The sequence below is a fragment of the Collinsella sp. AM33-4BH genome, from assembly GCF_003469205.1.
Lineage (GTDB): Bacteria > Actinomycetota > Coriobacteriia > Coriobacteriales > Coriobacteriaceae > Collinsella.
In genome coordinates this window covers 249,853-267,774 of sequence record NZ_QSIN01000002.1, presented here as the reverse complement: position 1 = coordinate 267,774, position 17,922 = coordinate 249,853, and the positions used below count along the sequence as shown (strand labels likewise).

General features: G+C 61.4%; 11 protein-coding genes. 6 read left to right on the top strand and 5 right to left on the bottom strand.

Features of this window, described 5'->3' with window-relative positions; all coding sequences use genetic code 11:
• Positions 1-65: 65 nt before the first annotated feature.
• From DW821_RS02690 to DW821_RS02670, 5 genes are all read left to right on the top strand, one after another.
• The gene (locus DW821_RS02690; RefSeq protein ID WP_118065412.1) at positions 66-1,214 is read left to right on the top strand and encodes a glucose-1-phosphate adenylyltransferase; all 1,149 of its coding nucleotides are present in this window, start codon (positions 66-68) and stop codon (positions 1,212-1,214) included.
• 4 nt (positions 1,215-1,218) lie between these two features.
• Positions 1,219-2,346 (top strand): glucose-1-phosphate adenylyltransferase subunit GlgD, encoded by a 1,128-nt coding sequence (glgD, locus tag DW821_RS02685; protein WP_118065410.1) that lies wholly within the window; start codon positions 1,219-1,221, stop codon positions 2,344-2,346.
• A 90-nt stretch (positions 2,347-2,436) separates the two neighbouring features.
• Positions 2,437-4,785, top strand: a complete 2,349-nt coding sequence (gene glgA, locus DW821_RS02680; protein WP_199584255.1) for a glycogen synthase GlgA — start codon at positions 2,437-2,439, stop codon at positions 4,783-4,785.
• A gap of 218 nt (positions 4,786-5,003) precedes the next feature.
• Positions 5,004-8,300, top strand: a complete 3,297-nt coding sequence (locus DW821_RS02675) for a 4-alpha-glucanotransferase (RefSeq protein WP_118065408.1) — start codon at positions 5,004-5,006, stop codon at positions 8,298-8,300.
• A gap of 88 nt (positions 8,301-8,388) precedes the next feature.
• A complete protein-coding gene (locus tag DW821_RS02670) occupies positions 8,389-8,625 on the top strand; it encodes an FmdB family zinc ribbon protein (protein WP_118065406.1) in 237 nt (78 codons plus the stop codon).
• 141 nt (positions 8,626-8,766) lie between these two features.
• Here DW821_RS02670 and DW821_RS02665 read toward each other — a convergent pair whose 3' ends face one another.
• From DW821_RS02665 to gltX, 5 genes are all read right to left on the bottom strand, one after another.
• A complete protein-coding gene (locus tag DW821_RS02665; RefSeq protein WP_117639435.1) occupies positions 8,767-10,167 on the bottom strand; it encodes an RsmB/NOP family class I SAM-dependent RNA methyltransferase in 1,401 nt (466 codons plus the stop codon).
• Positions 10,164-11,084, bottom strand: coding sequence for a methionyl-tRNA formyltransferase (gene fmt / locus DW821_RS02660; protein ID WP_118065404.1), 921 nt, complete (start codon positions 11,082-11,084; stop codon positions 10,164-10,166). Before fmt ends, DW821_RS02665 begins: the two co-directional genes overlap by 4 nt.
• 327 nt (positions 11,085-11,411) lie before the next feature.
• Positions 11,412-11,948, bottom strand: a complete 537-nt coding sequence (gene def / locus DW821_RS02655) for a peptide deformylase (RefSeq protein ID WP_118065402.1) — start codon at positions 11,946-11,948, stop codon at positions 11,412-11,414.
• An 18-nt stretch (positions 11,949-11,966) separates the two neighbouring features.
• Positions 11,967-14,420 carry a primosomal protein N' gene (gene priA, locus DW821_RS02650; RefSeq protein WP_118065400.1) on the bottom strand — a complete coding sequence of 818 codons (2,454 nt, stop codon included), beginning with the start codon at positions 14,418-14,420 and terminating at the stop codon, positions 11,967-11,969.
• A 210-nt stretch (positions 14,421-14,630) separates the two neighbouring features.
• Complete coding sequence (gltX, locus tag DW821_RS02645) at positions 14,631-16,106, bottom strand: glutamate--tRNA ligase (RefSeq protein WP_117647871.1); 1,476 nt, start codon at positions 16,104-16,106, stop codon at positions 14,631-14,633.
• A 234-nt stretch (positions 16,107-16,340) separates the two neighbouring features.
• On the opposite strand from gltX, the gene metK reads away from it, so the two are divergent.
• The gene (gene metK / locus DW821_RS02640; RefSeq protein WP_118065398.1) at positions 16,341-17,621 is read left to right on the top strand and encodes a methionine adenosyltransferase; all 1,281 of its coding nucleotides are present in this window, start codon (positions 16,341-16,343) and stop codon (positions 17,619-17,621) included.
• Positions 17,622-17,922: the final 301 nt, after the last annotated feature.

The window sequence follows — 17,922 nt, the reverse complement described above, 5'->3', positions numbered from 1 at the left end:
GGCGTGACAGTGCGCCGCGCCCGTCGCTAATGGGTTAGGAACATCGATGACAGAAGGAGAAATCGATGAGTAAGAAAGAATGCATCGCGATGCTCCTCGCAGGAGGACAGGGCAGCCGATTGGGGGCACTCACCCAAAAGATCGCCAAGCCGGCGGTTAGCTTTGGTGGCAAGTTCCGCATTATCGACTTTTCGCTGTCCAACTGCTCCAACTCGGGCATCGACACGGTGGGCGTTCTGACGCAGTACCGTCCCTACCTGCTGCATGCCTACGTGGGCTCCGGCGAGGCGTGGGATCTGGACAGCCGCGACGGCGGTGTGTCGATCCTGCCGCCGTACGAGACGCAGACCGGTGGCGCATGGTATGCGGGCACGGCCGACGCCATTACGCAGAACCTCGACTACATCAAGGCCAACGACCCCAAGTACGTCCTGATTCTTTCGGGCGATCACCTGTATCGCATGGACTACCGCAAGATGCTCAAGACGCACATTGAGAACAACGCCGACCTCACGGTGAGCGTTATGCCCGTGCCTTGGGAGGAGGCCAGCCGCTTTGGCATCCTGACCACCGACCCCGAGGACGGCCGCATCACCAAGTTCACCGAGAAGCCCGAGAAGCCCGATTCGAACCTCGCGTCCATGGGCATCTACATCTTCTCGGCCGATGTGCTGATCGAGGCGCTCGAGGAGGACGCTCTGGACCAGCGCTCGAGCCACGACTTTGGCAAGGACATCATCCCCAAGCTGCTCGGCGAGAACACGCGCCTGTACAGCTACGAGTTCCACGGCTTTTGGAAGGACGTCGGCACCATCGCCAGCTTCCACGAGACCTCGATGGATCTGCTGGGCAACAACCCCGAGTTCGATCTGTTTGACAAGAACTTCCCCATCATGTCCAACATCACCACGCGTCCGCCGCACTACATTGGACCGGACGGCCGCCTGGACGACTGCCTGGTCTCCAACGGCTGCAAGATCTACGGCACCGCTCGCCACTCGATCCTTTCGACCGATGTCATCATCGAGGAGCGCGCCGTGGTCGAGGACTCCGTGCTGCTGCCGGGTGCGCACGTTAAGAGCGGCGCGCACATCTGCCGCGCTATTTTGGGCGAGAACTCCACGGTCGAAGAGGGCGTGAAGCTCGGCTCTGTCGATACCACCAAGGATACGGCCGTCGTTGGAAATGACGTCGTTATCGGGAAGGGGGAATGATCCGATGATCAATCGCAAGGCCATCGGTTATATCACCGCTAACTACTCTTCGTCCTACGGCAGTGTCCTACTCAAGGACCGCCCCATCGCGTCCGTTCCGTTTTTGGGCCGCTACCGCCTGATCGACTTTCCGCTGTCCAACATGATGAATGCCGGCATCAAGACCGTCGGTGTCGTCATGCCGGGTAACTACCGCTCGCTGATCGACCACGTGGGCTCGGGCAAGGACTGGGGCCTGGACCGCAAGAAGGGCGGCCTGTTCATGGTGCCCGGCAACGCGTACGGCACCACCAAGGGCGGCATGCGCTTCCTGCTGCGCGACATCATCTCCAACAAGACGCTGTTCCAGCGCTCGGAGAATCCCTATGTCGTGATGATGGGCACCAACATCATCTTTAACATGGACCTCAACACCATCATCGAGGCGCACGAGAACTCCGGTGCCCAGATGACCGTGGTGTACTGCAAGGCCACGCGCAATGTCGAAGACGAGACCAAACTCGAGATTAACGAGAACGGCCGCCTGACGGGCGTGAGCGCCGGCGTCGCGTACGGCGACAACGCCTCCATGGACTGCTGCATCGTCAACCGCGAGACGCTGCTCGAGATCATCGACCACTACCAGGCCGCCGACTATCTGGACCTGCTCGAGGCACTCCAGGGCGACTTTAGCAACATCGACGTGTGCAGCTACGAGTACAAGGGCGAGGTCGTGGGCGTGTTTAGCGAGAAGTCACTGTATCGCCGCAGCATGGACCTGCTCGACCAGACCGTGGCCGACCATCTCTTTGACCCCGAGCGCCCGATCCTGACTAAGGCCCACGACGTGCCGCCTTCGCGCTATGCGACCGGCAGCCACGCGTGCAACTCGATCATCTCGGCCGGCTGCATCATCAAGGGCACCGTGCGCAACTCGATCCTGTCGCGCGGCGTCGTGGTCGAAGAAGGCGCTTCGGTGACCAACTCGATCATCAACCAGAGCTGCATCATCAAGAGCGGCGCCCGCGTCGAGAACGCCATTTTGGACAAGAACAACGTGGTCCCCACCAACACCGAGCTTCGCGGCACGCCCGAGAACATCCTGGTGCTGGGCAAGGCTCCGTTAACTTCCGACACCACCATCGTACGTTAACGTTGGCACCGCAACATCGCTCGTAACATGTAGAATAGCCGCCCGGTTAGCGCCAGGCGGCTATTCTCGAATTGCAACATGGGAGACAATATGGCAGATTCCAGCAAAAAGATGCAGATCGTATTTGCCTCGGCCGAGTGCGCACCGTTTGTTAAGACCGGTGGCCTGGGCGACGTGGCGGGCTCGCTGCCTGCGGCGCTTGTGCGCGCCGGCGCCGAGGTTATCGTGATGGTGCCCAAGTACGCAACCATCAAGGACGAGTACAAGGCGCAGATGGAGCACTTCTCCGACTTTTACGTGAGCCTGGGCTGGCGCAACGAGTACTGCGGGCTCGAGAAGCTCGAGCACGACGGCGTCACCTATATGTTCATCGACAACGAGCGCTACTTTGCGCGCGACTATCCGTACGGCTTCTTTGATGACGGCGAGCGCTTTGCGTTCTTCTCCAAGGCCATCACCGAGAGTCTACAGCACCTGCCGGCCGGTTTTGAGTGTGACATCCTGCACTGCAATGACTGGCAGACGGCACTAGCGCCCGTGTTCTTGCGCGAGTTCTACCAGGGCCTTCCGCTGTACGACCGCGTCAAGACCGTGTTCTCGATCCACAACGTGGCGTTCCAGGGCCAGTTTAGCGACACTGTGATGGAAGACATCCTGGGCGTGGCGCATATTCCGGCGGCCGCCTCGCAGCTGCGTTGCGACGCCTGCAGCATCAACTACATGCTGGGCGCGCTGCGCTATGCCGATGCCATCACCACGGTGAGCCCCACCTATGCCAACGAGATCCAGACGCCCGAGTTTGGCGAGGGCCTGGACGGCGTGCTGCGCGAGCGCTCCTATGCGCTGCAGGGCATTTTGAACGGCATTGACGTGGCGGGCTTTGACCCGGCGACCGACAAGCGCATTGCCGCCAACTACACCGTCGAGGACCGTTCCGGCAAGGCCGTGTGCAAGGCCAAGCTGCAGGAAGAGCTGGGGCTCGAGGTTCGCGACGACCGTCCGCTCATGGTGATGGTCACGCGCTTGACGCGCCAGAAGGGCATGGACCTGGTTATGTACGCGCTCGACCGAATTTTGGCCGGCGGCGTTCAGGTGGCCGTGCTGGGCACCGGCGACCGCGACTACGAGGACGGCCTGCGCTACTTCCAGGACAAGTACCCCGGCACCATGGCCGCGCGCATCGAGTTTGATCCGGCGCTGTCGCAGCGCATGTATGCCGCCGCCGATATGTTCCTGATGCCTTCGAAGTTTGAGCCCTGCGGCCTGTCGCAGATCATCGCCATGCGCTACGGCACCCTGCCGATTGTTCGCGAGACCGGCGGTCTGAAGGACACGGTGATCCCGTATAACGAGTTTACCGGCGAGGGCACGGGCTTCTCGTTTAGTAACTTTAACGGCGACGAGATGGGCGACGCCGTGTTCCGCGCGGCGCGCCTGTTCTGGGACAACCGCGATGCCTGGAACCAGCTGGTCACGCAGGCCATGAGCCAGGACTTTAGCTGGACGCGCTCGGCCGACAAGTATCTGGACCTGTACTTCTTTATGCACCCAGAGATTGAGAGGCCGGCGGCGCCGGTTGAGGCGGCGGTGGCTGACGAGGAGCCCGCGCCTGTCGAGGAGCCTGTCGTAGCTGAGGCTGCCGCACCTGTTGAGGAGCCTAAGGTCGAGGAGCCTGTCGCTGCTGAGGAGACCAAGGCCGAGGCGAAGCCCGCTGCTGATGCCGAGGTTAAGCCCGCTGCGAAGCCTGCCGCTAAGAAGACGACGGCCCGCAAGACGACGGCTAAGAAGACCACGGCGAGCAAGTCTACAACTGCGAGCAAGACCTCTGCAGCCAAGACCACTGCCACTAAGGCCACCGCCGCAAAGACGGCTACAGCCAAGGCAACGACCACGCGCAAGCGCACCACCGCAGCTGTCAAGAAGGCCACCGAGGCCGAGGTCGTTCCCGAGGTAAAGGCCGAGACCGCTGCAGCCGAGGTTAAGCCCGCGGCAAAAGCTCCGGCCAAGGCCGCTGCCAAGAAGACGACCGCCAAGAAGACCACGGCTACGAAGTCGACGACCAAGAAGGCCGCCACGACCAAGGCAGCCGCTAAGCCGGCCGCCAAAGTCGAGGAGACGCCCGCTGCGCCTAAGGCTGAGGAAGCTGTCGAGGCTAAGCCGGCCGCCAAGACCACCACGCGCAAGCGAGCTACGACGACGGTCAAAAAGGCCACGGCCAAGACCGCTGCTCCCAAGGCAGAGGCTAAGGTCGAGGAAAAGCCCGCAATAAAGGCCGAGCCGGAACCGAAGGCCGCCGAGGTCAAGACCGCTCCGAAGGCTACGGCAAAGACTGAGCCCGCCAAGGAGGCCTCGGTCTCCCCCGCCGCTCCCACTGAGGAAAAGGCTCCTACCAAGAAGACCTCCGTCCGCAAGGCAACGGCCGCCCGCAAGCGCCGCTAGCCCACAGACGATCTAAAACCTCATCAAACCCTAAGCAAGGGGCGCTCCAACCGGGCGCCCCTTCTCTGTAGATAGTTGGTAAAACGTTTTTCTAGGACAACCGTTCGCCGATGGTAAACGGATGTTGTTTATACACCCTGTGTACAACAGATATACTTATAACCTGTGCGTAAAGCCCATGGCCAGCAGGCCATGATTCTATTGAACTGGACCGTACTATGAGATTGATTCACAACAGCCGCCTGTCGCAGTTTCGCACTCCGTTTGGCGCTGTGACCACTGGAACTACCCTTTCGCTCTCCGTGATTCTGGAGGATGCCGATCCAAATCAGGCAACGCTTACGCTGCGCACTTGGGTCGATGAGATCGGTGAGTCTCTGTATCCCATGACGCACGAGGGCGACGGAATATTTACCGTAGAGCTTGTGTGCACCGAGCCCTGTCTTATCTGGTACAGCTTTATCTGCAATATCGAGGGCCAACCCGAGGTTCGCTTGGGCGCGCCGCAAGGCCGCACCGGCGGCGAGGGCGTAACCTACGACTACGCCGAGGTCCCGTCCTTCCAGATTACCGTCTACAAGCACCGCGAAATTCGTCCCGAGTGGTACGAGCGTGGCATGGTTTACCAGATCTTCCCCGACCGCTATGCACGCGACGAAAACTGGCGCGAGCGCACGCTGACCGAAGTCGAAAAGCCTCGCAACGGAATCCAGCGCCGCATGGTCGAGGACTGGAATGAACCGCCCGAGTACGAGCGTGCCGAAGACGGCTCCATCAGGACCTGGGATTTTTACGGCGGCTCGCTCAAGGGTATCCAAAATGACCTGCCCCGCATTGCCGAGCTGGGCTTTACAGCCATCTACCTCAACCCCATCTTTGAGGCCGCGAGCAACCACCGCTACGACACGGCCGATTACACTAAGATCGACCCGATCCTGGGCACCGAGCAGGACTTTACGGAGCTGTGCGAGGCAGCCGAGAAGCTCGGCATTTCCATTATTCTGGACGGCGTCTTCAACCACACGGGCGACGACTCTATCTATTTCAACCGCTACGGCAACTACCCCGGCGTGGGCGCGTGGCAGAGCGAGGATTCGCCGTGGCGCGATGCGTTTTATTTCCACGAGGACGGCTCGTACGACTGCTGGTGGGGCGTGGGCAACATGCCCGCCATCAATGAGAGCTCCGAGCTGGTACGCGAGCGGCTCCTGGGCAAGGACGGCGTGATCCGCAAATGGCTGCGCGCCGGTGCCCATGGTTGGCGCCTGGACGTCGCTGACGAGCTTTCCGACGACTTCCTGGCCGAGATTAAGAAGGCCGTACTTGCCGAAAAGCCTGACGCGTTGTTGCTCGGCGAAGTCTGGGAAGACGCCTCCAACAAGATTAGCTATGGCCATCTGCGTCGTTACCTGCAGGGCTCCGAGCTGGACTCTGCTATGGATTACCCTTTCCGCGACATGGTCATCGGCTTTTTGATGGGCTACAAGAACGCCTACCAAGCAGCCGAGGATATCGAAACCCTGCGCGAGAACTACCCGAGCGAGGCATTGTCCTGCGCGCTCAATCTGCTTTCGAGCCACGACCGCCCGCGTATCATCTCGGTGCTCGGCGGCGGCCCCGACGAGTCGCAGCTGCCCGAGCGCGAGCGCAGCAAGTGGCGACTGGACGAGAGCTCGATGGGCCTGGCCAAGAGCCGTTTTTGGCTTGCAACGCTCATGCAGATGACCTTCCCCGGCGTGCCTTCGATCTACTACGGCGACGAATACGGCCTGGAGGGCCTTACCGATCCGGGCAACCGCCGCACTCTGCCGACCAAGGACCAACTGCACGACTTCGACACGCTGGCTATTGTCAAGAACGCCTCCGCCGTACGCCGCGCACTGCCGTTTATGATCGACGGCGAGATTAAGGCCTTCGCGCTCAACGATGAGGTGCTGGCCTACAACCGCACGGGCAAGGATGGCGAGTCCGCGACGGTTATCATCAACCGCAGTCTGCGCAATTCGCACCGCGTGACGATTCCGGCGCTCGGCGAATGCGCGAGTGACGTCATCAGCGGTCACGAGTGCGAGATCCACAACGGTACGGTCACGCTCGATCTGTATCCGCTGGGCTCGTCGATCATCTATCACCATGCCGAGCAGCGCCTGCAGGAGCCGCTCGATCACGACGCGGGCGTCGTGTGCCACATCACCTCGGTGCCGACCGATGACGGCAAGCCCGGCACGATCGGCGCACCCACGCGTCGCTTTATCGACCATCTGTCCGCTATGGGCATGCGCTACTGGCAGGTCCTGCCTGTCAACCCGACGGACTTCTTCCGCTCCCCTTACGCTGGGCCTTCGGCCTTTGCGGGCAATGTTGACCTGCTGCCCGAGAGCCAAGTGGAACTGGCGGCCGACTTTGAGACTTGGAAGGCCCGTGGCGGCGAGGATGCAGACCCGCTCTACACGGCGTTTAAACATCGCAACGCCGATTGGCTCGAGAAGTACTGCGTCTACATGGCCGTCAAGAAGTACTTTGAAGGTGAATCGCGTCACGATTGGCCGGCCGATGTCGCGCGCTACAACGAGCATCTGATTGACGACAAGCGTTTCCACGACGAGGCAGAGCTGCAGGCGTACATGCAGTACCGCTTTGACCTTGCCTGGTGCGAGCTCATGAACTATGCGCACAAGAAGGGCATCGAGGTTATCGGCGACATTCCTATGTACGTTTCGGACGATTCGGCCGATGCGTGGAGCGAACCCGAGAACTTCTGGTTGTCCGATACCGGTAAGGCAATCGAGATCTCCGGTGCACCGCCCGACAACTTTGCGCCCGAGGGCCAGGTGTGGGGCAACCCGACGTTCCGCTGGGGTCATATGAAGGAGAACGGCTACCGCTGGTGGATGGACCGTCTGCGTCGCGCGTTCTCACTCTACGACCGTGTGCGCCTGGACCACTTCCTGGGATTCCACAGCTACTTTAGCATTCCCGCAGGCAAGGCCTGCGCCGACGGCCGCTGGCTGGCGGGTCCGGGCAAGGATCTGTTCCAGACTGCCTATGACGAGCTGGGGCCGCTCAACTTTATCGCCGAGGACCTAGGCTACCTGACGCCCGGTGTTCGCGCCATGGCTTCGACCTGCGGCTTCCCCGGCATGGACGTGCTGGAGTTTAGCGATTACGACGTCCGCTGCGGTGTGCATCCCACGCCGGGCAAGATTCTGTATACCTCGACGCACGACACGTCGACGCTCACCGGTTGGTGCACACGCTCCTTTGCGGGCGGCGACGAGCCGAGCGGTGTTGAGGTGGCGGCCAAGCTGATGAGCGACGCGCTGGCAAGCGACGCTCCCCTGGTGATGATGCCGCTGCAGGATGTTCTGGGGCTTAGCGACGACGCGCGCATGAACGTGCCGGGTGTCGCCACGGGCAACTGGACCTGGCAGGCCGATGAGGCCGACGTTGCGGCCGCCGAGGGCAAAACTGCACAGCTCCTGCGCAACACCCATAGATTCTGGGGCGAAGCGTGATAAAACCCCCGATATAGGGTACAGTTACAGCTGTTTGAATTTATGCGGGCAGAGCGATCTGCCCGCTTTGTGCTGAAAAGGAAGTATTATGGCGCGCTACGATTATAAGTGCTCGAGCTGCGGCAACGTGTTTGAGATTGAGCATCCCATGTCCGAGACCGCCGAGGTCCTATGCCCGAGCTGCGGTGCCCCGGCGGTCAAGACGTTCTCGGCCAGCGGTATTAAATTTGAGGGCAGCGGTTTCTACAACACCGACCAGCGAAGCGGCGGCGCCAGCACCAGCGCCACCAGCGGCTGCTGCGCCAACTGCCCTCACAGCCACTAGAAACCGAACAGCCCCGCGACCGACACCGATCGCGGGGCTGATTCTTTAGCTACCCAGGTTTCCTTATGAGTTGCGGTGAAATAAGGACTGTTTGGCAGGTAAAAGCCGCTATTCAATCCCTATTTCACCGCAACTTAGTCGTTACTTGCGGACCAGGCGGGCGCAGAAGTGGCCGTCGCAGGAGTCGGCGTTTACCGGCACGCTTTGGAAGAGGCCTCGTTCGTTCTGGCGTACGGATATGAGCTTCTTAGCCTGATCGAACTCGGGGAGTTGCAGGATCTGCGCCTCGGAGAGCGGCGCCACGGTAAAGCCGGCGCCCTCGGGAGAGGCCAGGAAGGCATCCACGACCTGCGTGTTCTCCTCATCAAAGACCGAGCAGGTGGCATAGATAAGCTCACCGCCGGCAGCCACGCGCGCGGCGGCTTCCTTGAGCATCGTCAGCTGCAGTTTGGGCAGCTCAACCGCCACATCCTTTTCGGTCAGGCGCCACGGGATCTCAGGATGACGACGCATGGTTCCGGTGCCAGAGCACGGTGCATCGATAAAGACCGTGTCGAACGTAACCGGCTTGCCAAGCATGGCATCAAACGATGTGAGCACCTCATCAAGCTCGCACGCATCACCCGAAACCGTACGAACGCCCTGAATACCGGCCTTATGCAGGCGAGCGAGATTCAGATCGCACTTGCGATCATGAAGATCAAGCGCCGTATGCTGACGCTCATATCCCGCACGCTTGGCCTGGCACATCATCACATAGGTCTTGGTGCCACGACCGGCACCAATCTCAAGGCAGCTTCCAGGACGCGTGGCAGCTGTGGCGATAAGCTGCGCGTTGAGATCAGACGCCACGGCCGCAGCGCGCTCAAACACGCCCGATGCAACCGTGACCTGCGCATCGACCGGGGCATGGCAGCCCGGGAACACAGGCGCGACGAGCTGCGAGATATACGGATCGGACTTGGTCGCAAAGGCGTTCTCATGCAGGGCCAGCGGCGCGGGCGCCAGATTGCCCGCAAAGTTGAGCGCGCCCTCGGGCGTATCGAACGAAGCCATAATGCGAGCGCACAGCCAGCGCGGCAGGCCCATCAGGCGAGATAGGCGAACCAAGCGGCGCTCGGACTCATCGGCATCGGCTGCGGTGGCAAAGTCCTCAACATTGTCAGCAACCTTATGCAGCACGGCGTTCGCCAGACCGGCAGCCGACTTAGCGCCGCTGCGAACCAGCTCAACACCCTGACTTACGGCAACGCGGCCAGGCGTATGCAGATAGAGCATCTCGAAGGCCGAGATACGAAGCGCCATGCGCACGCGCGGTGCAACCTTTTTGGGTTTATCGAGAAACTGGTCGAGCAGCTCATCCAAAATGCCCTGTGTGGCGGCAACGCCCAGCGCCAAGCGGGCGGCAAATGCAGAATCGCGCTGGTCGATGGCCTTGGCCGTAGCGCGAGCAGAGAGCACGTCACGCGCATACATGCCGCGGCGATCGGCTTCCATCAGCACATCGAGCGCAAGCTTGCGCGCGGGAGACAGCTTGCTCATGACAATACACCCCAGATAAGATCGGCACCCTGCAGGCCAGCAGCCCAAGCAGAAGCAGACATAGCACGCTTGCCGTCAGGCTTAACCTCGAGCAGCTCAACCGAGCCATCAGAAAGGCCAAGGTAAACACGCTTAGCCTGAACGAGAACCTGACCCTCGCCGAGCGACACATCAGCCGCCGCAGCATCGAGCACACGCACGGTCTTGCCGGCAATCAAGCAACGAGCAGGCGCGGTATCGGACGAGGCCAGCACATGACGCACGCAATCAAGCGCCTCCATTTGCGGATCCAGGCGCATCTCCTGCTTAGAAATCTTGGCAGCATGGGTAACAAGCGACTCATCTTGTTCAGTCCAAACGGCGGTGCCATCGGCAAGAGAAGGAAGCGTATCGGCAAGCAGTTTGCCGCCAAGCTCACCAAGCTCCATGGTCAAAGCCTCGGCATGCTTACCGGCAACCGACGTAGACGCCTGGGCACAATAAGCGCCGGTATCAACGCCATGTCCAATACGCATAATAGAAACGCCAGCAACCTCATCACCAGCGAGAATCGCACGCTGAATAGGAGCAGCCCCACGCCAGCGAGGCAGCAATGACGCATGAACATTCACAATACCAAGCGGCGCCATATGCAGCACCTCATCAGGCAAAATGCAGCCATAGGCAGCCACGCAGAAAATATCGGCTTGCGCAGCTTGAAACGCCTCAACAACCTCAGGCGTCATACGATTAGCCTCAACAACCGGCAGGCCAAGCTCAAGCGCCTTGGCCTTAACAGGAGACGGCTCAAGCTTCTTACCACGCCCACGAACAGCATCAGGACGAGTAACAACAAGCGCAATCTCATTCCCAGCCTCAACAAGCGAAGTCAGCGAAGGCACAGCAAAATCGGGCGTACCCATAAACACAATACGCATAAAGAACGTCTCCCCTCAACCAAAGCCGAGACGGCTACAAAGACCAGCGGAAAGCCAAGTCACCAGTCCATCCGCAATAACATTTCAACAAGAACAAATATACCCAAAACCAAAGAAAGAGCCGCAATAAAAGCAGCTCTTCCAACAAAGCACCTATCAGCGAAGACGCCCCTCCCTGGCCCAACGGCACCCGGGCGAACCGAGCCAGAACAACGCAGTCCCCGGTGCTGAGCGCCCACATATCGTCCCGCGCGCAGTTTCGCAGCAAAGCGAGAATGTTTGAGCACGGGATGATATGTGGGCGCTCAGCACCGGGGACGGTGGGACCTACTCCGTCTCGCCCGGTCGAGCGCCGCGGGCCAGGGCGTCCTGGTACTCCTTGACTGCCTTAATCCTCTGCATCGGCTTCAGTCGCTCGAACATGGTGTTGCCGTGCAGGTGGTCGATCTCGTGCTGCAGGCACACGCAGAAGAGGTCGCCTGTGGCCTCATAGCGAATAAGGTTGGCATCGAGATCGTACGCCTCGACGACAACGTGATCGGGACGCTCGATCTCGCAGCTAATGCCGGGGATGGACAGGCAGCCCTCGCTAAAGGGCACCAGATGGTCGCTCTGCTCAACAATGACGGGATTGATAAGCACGTACGGGTCGTAGTCGTTCTTGTCGCTGTAGTCGCAGTCGATGGTGACGAGCTGAATGAGTTCGCCGATCTGCGGGGCAGCCAGACCGCAGCCGCCGTTCTCGAACATCATCTTCTTCATCTTCTCGGCAAGCGCCTCGATCGCCGGGGTAATCTCCTCGATGACGGCGCACACCTGGCGCAGACGAGGGTCGGGCGACAGTACGATTCCGTTGGCTTCCATGGCCATCCTTTCGGGTTGTTACATCAAATCATAGGCGTCGACGTCAACGCTCACGCTCACGCCGCGCACAGAGCCCACCTCTTTGAGGCAGGCGTCGATATCATCAGAGACATGGTACCCCACGGGCGACTTCACAACCAGATGGAAGCGGTAACGGTCCTTGGCTCTCTCGATTACACACGAAGCCGGACCCAGCACCTGCGGCATGGCACTCCCCGCCCGCAAAAAATCGGGCGCGGCGGCATGCCAGCGGCGCTTAAGAAGCTTTGCGATGCGCCCGATATAATCCTGCGCATCGTCGCGGTTTGCAGACCACACCAAAATGTTAACCAGGCGCACGAACGGCGGATACAGTGCGTCGCGGCGCTGGTCCAGGTCGCAGTCGGTAAAGATCGAGCGATCGTGCTCGGCGACGGCGCGGATGACCGGGTCATCGGGCAGGTAGGTCTGGATGATGACCTCGCCGGGGCGATCGCCGCGGCCGGCGCGGCCCGCAACCTGCTCCAGCAAATCGTAGGCGCGCTCCCCTGCGCGGAAGTCCGGCAGCTTGAGGGCAAAGTCGGCATTGACCACGCCCACGAGCGTGACCTCGGGAAAGTCGAGACCCTTTGCGATCATTTGGGTGCCCAGCAACACGGCGCAATCGGCCGCATCGAACTGCTCGAGCAGTTTTTTGTGCGCATCCTTGCCGCGCGTGGAATCGGCATCCATGCGGATGATGGCGACGTCCTCGGGCAGCATCTGGTGCAGTGCGTCCTCGATCTGCTGCGTGCCCAGCCCCATTTTTGCCAGGTAGCGACTGCCACATTTGGGGCAACGACTCGTGGGCGCGGGATACGGCTGCACGCGCCAGGAGGATCCGCATGTGTGACATTGCAGCGTGTGCGTGCGCTCGTGATACGTAAGCGCGGTGGAGCAGTGGTTGCAGGTGGGAACGCAGCCGCACTCGCGACACATCAGGAACGGCGCAAAGCCACGGCGGTTATGCAGCAGCACGGCCTTCTCGCGGTGCTCTACAACGCGCTCCAAACCTTCCATCAGCGGTTTAGAGAACATTGAACGGCTACCGTGCGAAAACTCGCGGCGCAGGTCGGCAATGCGGACCTCGGGCAGCACGGCGTGTCCCGGGCGCTCGGGCATCTCGACGCGCGTCCAAGTGGTGCCGTTATACGTTCCACGGCGGCAGTGGTCGAGGGCCTCGGCCGAGGGCGTGGCGGAGCCCAACACGAGCGGGCAGCGGTAGCGCCGCGCCATCTCGGCCGCCACCTCGCGCGCGTGGTAGCGCGGACTGGACCCCTGCTTGTAGCTGGTCTCGTGCTCCTCGTCAATGATGATGAGGCCCAGGTCGCCAAGCGGGCAAAAGAGCGCCGAACGTGCGCCGACGACCACGCGGGCCGCACCGCTGGCAACCATATCCCACTGGTCCAGGCGCTCGCCGGCCGAAAGCCGCGAATGGAACACGGCGACCGTCTCGCCAAAGCGCGAACGGAAGCGGCCGACGGTCTGGGCCGTCAGCGAAATCTCGGGCACCAGCACGCAGGCAGAGCGACCGGCTGCGAGCACGCGCTCGATGGCGGAGAGGTAGACCTCGGTTTTGCCTGAGCCGGTGACGCCGTCTACCAGCACCACGTCGCCATGAGCGTCCAGACGGGCACGCTCGATCTGAGCAAGTGCTTGCTGCTGGCCACTGGTAAGGGAGACCGGCGCTTTGCCGCTTGCCGAGGACAGCGTGGTCTGCTCGCCGCAGCCACGCCAGGCGCGGCGCTCTTCCACCACCACAACGCCGCGTTTTTCGAGCGCCTTGATGGTCGCCGACATGCTGTTGTAAAGCAGGTTGAGGTCGCGCGTCGTAACGGGGCCGCACTGAAGCGCCTCAATGAGCTGGCGCTGGCGGACCGCGGTCTTGGGCGGCGTGTAGTCAAAGCCTTCGGGCGTAAGCATCACCCAGCGGTTTTGGATGGGTTTGACGGCGGGACGCTCAACCGACCATGCGCCGTCATCGCCCTTGACCACGCGCGGGCTGCCGCCCGGAGGCAAGAACAGGCGCAGGCACTCGGAAAGCGTCGCGACGTACTCGCGGCTCATCCAACGTGCGATACGGGCGGCCTCGGCGGTAAAGAGCGGCTTGCTGAGGATAGCCTCGATAGGCTTGACGCGCGCGGGGTCGAGAGCGTCGTTACCTTGCAGGTCGCCCAGCTCGGGCGCGATGTCGACGATGTAGCCCGCGGCCGCACGGTTGCCAAAATGAACTAGGACGGTGGAGCCGATCTGGGCATCGTTGGCAAGGGGCTCAGGGATGCCGTAAACAAACGGTTCGGACAGCGCACGGGTGGGAATGTCGAGGACCACGCTCGCGTAGGCGGCGATGGGGTCAAGTGTATGCTCGGGCTTGGCCGGTGCAGCGGCGGGCACGGGCGCCGCTGGAACCTCCTCCGGTTCCGGCGAACCAAACAGCGACAGTTGTTGAGCCATACACCACCTCTAATGAACGGACCTGAAAGGGGTGGGACAAAATAATCAGTAGAGTTTGTCCCATGGCCGATACGAGTGTCGAGCTCGTTGCGTCACTCGAACATGGGACAAACACTACTGATTATTTTGTCCCAGCAACCCACTCATCGGTACAGAAACAAGAGCCCCGCTCGGGTGAACGGGGCTCGGATACATGCGTTTACGCGGCTGCTACAGCGCCATCGTGCGGGCGCGGTCGATACGCGCCAGGCAGTCGTCGCGGCCGACGAGCGCCATGGTCTCGCCCAGCGGGGGGCTCACCATGTTGCCGCAGACGGCGACGCGCACGGCCTGGAACACCACGCGCTTCTTAAGGTCCATCTGCTCGGGCAGCGGCTCAAGCGCGGCGTCGATGTTGGCAGCCGTCCACTCGTTCACGCCCTCGAGAGCGGCCTTGGCGGCATCCAGAATGGCACCCATGCCCTCCTTGGCCAGGCCCTTGTTGACGGACTTCTCGTCATACTCGAGCGTCTCGGCCGTAGCGAAGATGGGAGCGGCGACGGTCACGGCGTCGGCCGGCATCTTGGTGCGCGGCTTGACGATGGCGGCAAGCGCGTCGATCCAATCCTCGCCGTACTCGACATTACCCTCGATGAGACCCGCCTCGTGCAGCTCGGGAACCATGATCTCGTCGGCAAACTGAGCATCGGACATACCATTGATGTACTCGGCATTGACCCAGTCGAGCTTCTTGGGGTCGAAGGTAGCCGGGTTCTTGGAGATGCGGTCGAGCGAGAACTTGCTGGCAAGGACTTCGCGCGGGATGATCGTAGTCTCGCCGTCGAGCGACCAGCCGAGCAGCGCCAGATAGTTGACGAAGGCGTCGGACAGGTAACCGGCATCGCGGTACTCCTCCACCGAGGTGGCGCCGTGGCGCTTGGAGAGCTTCTTGCCGTCGGCGCCCAGGATCATGGAGATGTGAGCGAACGTGGGCACGGGAGCGCCGAGGGCCTCGTAGACCATGACCTGACGCGGGGTGTTGGACAGGTGGTCGTCGCCGCGGATGACATGGGTGATCTTCATCATGGCGTCGTCGACGACGGTCGCGAAGTTATACGTGGGCGTGCCATCGGAGCGGAAGATGACAAAGTCGTCGAGCTCCTTGGCGTCGAAGGTCACCTCGCCGTGGACGGCGTCGTGGATGACGACGTCGCCGCGGTCCTCGGGCACCTTAATACGCAGGACGTAGGACTCGCCGGCCTCGATGCGACGGCGGGCCTCCTCGGGATCAAGATCGCGGCAACGGCGCTGATAGCCCTGGAAGGGGTCCTTGCGCTCCTGCGCGGCCTTGCGGTCGGCGTCGAGCTGCTCCTTGGTGCAGAAGCAGGGATAGGCCTTGCCCTCGTCCCAAAGCTTCTGGGCGGCCTGCTTGTACAGGTCCAAGCGCTCAGTCTGGGCGTAGGGGCCAAAATCGCCGCCCACCTCGGGACCCTCGTCCCAGTCCAGGCCCAGCCAACGCATGGCGCGCAGGATGATCTGCGTGTTCTCGTCGGTGGAGCGGGTGGGGTCGGTGTCGTCGATGCGCAGGATGAACGTGCCGCCGTTAGCACGGGCGAAAGCCCAGTTATAGATAGCGGTGCGGGCGCCGCCGATGTGCAGCTTGCCCGTCGGTGAGGGTGCAAAGCGGACGCGAACGTCTGATGCCATGGAAATCTCCTCGATTGCAGGATGGATGTCTAACCGCACCAGTATAAAGCATCAAAGCAACCTCCGCACAAAGGGCACCGACCTACTCATTGGGGACTACTCATTGGGGACAGACTTAAATGAGCAGGTGCGGAAAGGGTGTGAATGTTTGATTTACGCGCTATGATGTGCCCTTGCATAGAGAGCCCGGCGGAATGGTAACGGTCGCTGGGACACGTTTTTGAAAGGACAATCATGTCAGAAGAACTTCGTTCCATCCCACCCCAACACGGGTCCTTTGTTTTTACGTCGGAGTCGGTGACCGAAGGTCATCCCGATAAGATCGCTGATCAGATCAGTGACGCCGTCCTCGACGCAATCCTCGCCAAAGAAATAGAGCTGCAGGAGCAGGGCTATATTGCGCCCAACGGTGTGCCCGCCAACGTGGAGAACGTCCGCTGCGCCTGCGAGACCCTCGTGACCACCGGCACCGTCATCGTCGCCGGCGAGATTCGCACCCAGGCCTACGTCGACGTACAGGAAATCGCCCGCGGTGTTATCCGCCGCATTGGCTACAACCGTGCCAAGTTCGGTTTTGACTGCGACACCTGCGGCGTTATGAGCCTCATCCACGAACAGTCACCCGATATCGCCCAGGGCGTTGACGAGTCCTTCGAGACCCAGACCGGCGCTACCACCGACCCGATCGACCTGATCGGTGCCGGCGACCAGGGCATGATGTTCGGTTATGCCTCCAACGAGACCAAGACCCTCATGCCCATGCCACACTACCTGGCAAGCCGCCTAGCCGAGCGCCTGGCCGCCGTGCGTCACGACGGCACCCTCGCCTATCTGCGTCCCGACGGCAAGACCCAGGTCACCGTGCGCTACGAAGACGGCAAGCCCGTCGAGGTCACGACCATCGTCATCTCCACGCAGCACGCCGCCGAGATCGAGGACATGGGCAAGATCAAGGCCGACCTCATCGAGCACGTCATCACCCCGGTCATGGCCGCCGAGAACATGCCGTGGGACAACGCGGACATCTACGTGAACCCCACCGGTCGCTTTGTCGTGGGCGGCCCCATGGGCGACACGGGCCTCACCGGCCGCAAGATCATCGTCGACACCTACGGCGGCTACGGCCGTCACGGCGGCGGTGCCTTTAGCGGAAAGGACTGCACCAAGGTTGACCGCTCCGCCGCATACGCCGCGCGCTGGGTCGCCAAGAACGTGGTCGCCGCCGGCCTGGCCGACCGCTGCGAAGTCGAGCTTGCCTACGCCATCGGCGTTTCCAAGCCCCTTTCAATCATGGTCGACACCTTCGGTACCGCTAAGGTCGCCGAGGACAAGATCGTTGAGGCCGTAGAGAAGACCTTCGACCTGCGCCCGGGCGCAATCATCCGCGACCTGGACCTGCGCCGCCCCATCTACGAAAAGACGGCAGCCTACGGTCACTTCGGCCGCGAAGACGCCGACTTCACCTGGGAGAAGACCGACCGAGTCGAAGAACTCAAAGCAGCCTGCGGCCTGTAAGCTAACGGCAAAAGCTACAGCCAAGAAACAACGCACCAAAAGAAGTACCGGCTCCAACCGGTACTTCTTTTTTATTTAAAGATGGTGAAGATGAGCCGACCTGGGACATGGAATAGGTCATAGGCCGATAAATTTCGCAGCAGAGCGACTCCAACCATGTATCCTAAGTTCCGAGGGCTTTAGTATTTGGTCGATCGCGAGTTCCGCACGAGCCGGAGGCCACTTAATGTGGCCTCCGTGCGAGCAGGACTGTCCGAGCAGGCGACCAAATACTAAAGCCCTCGGAACGGCGGGACAGAGT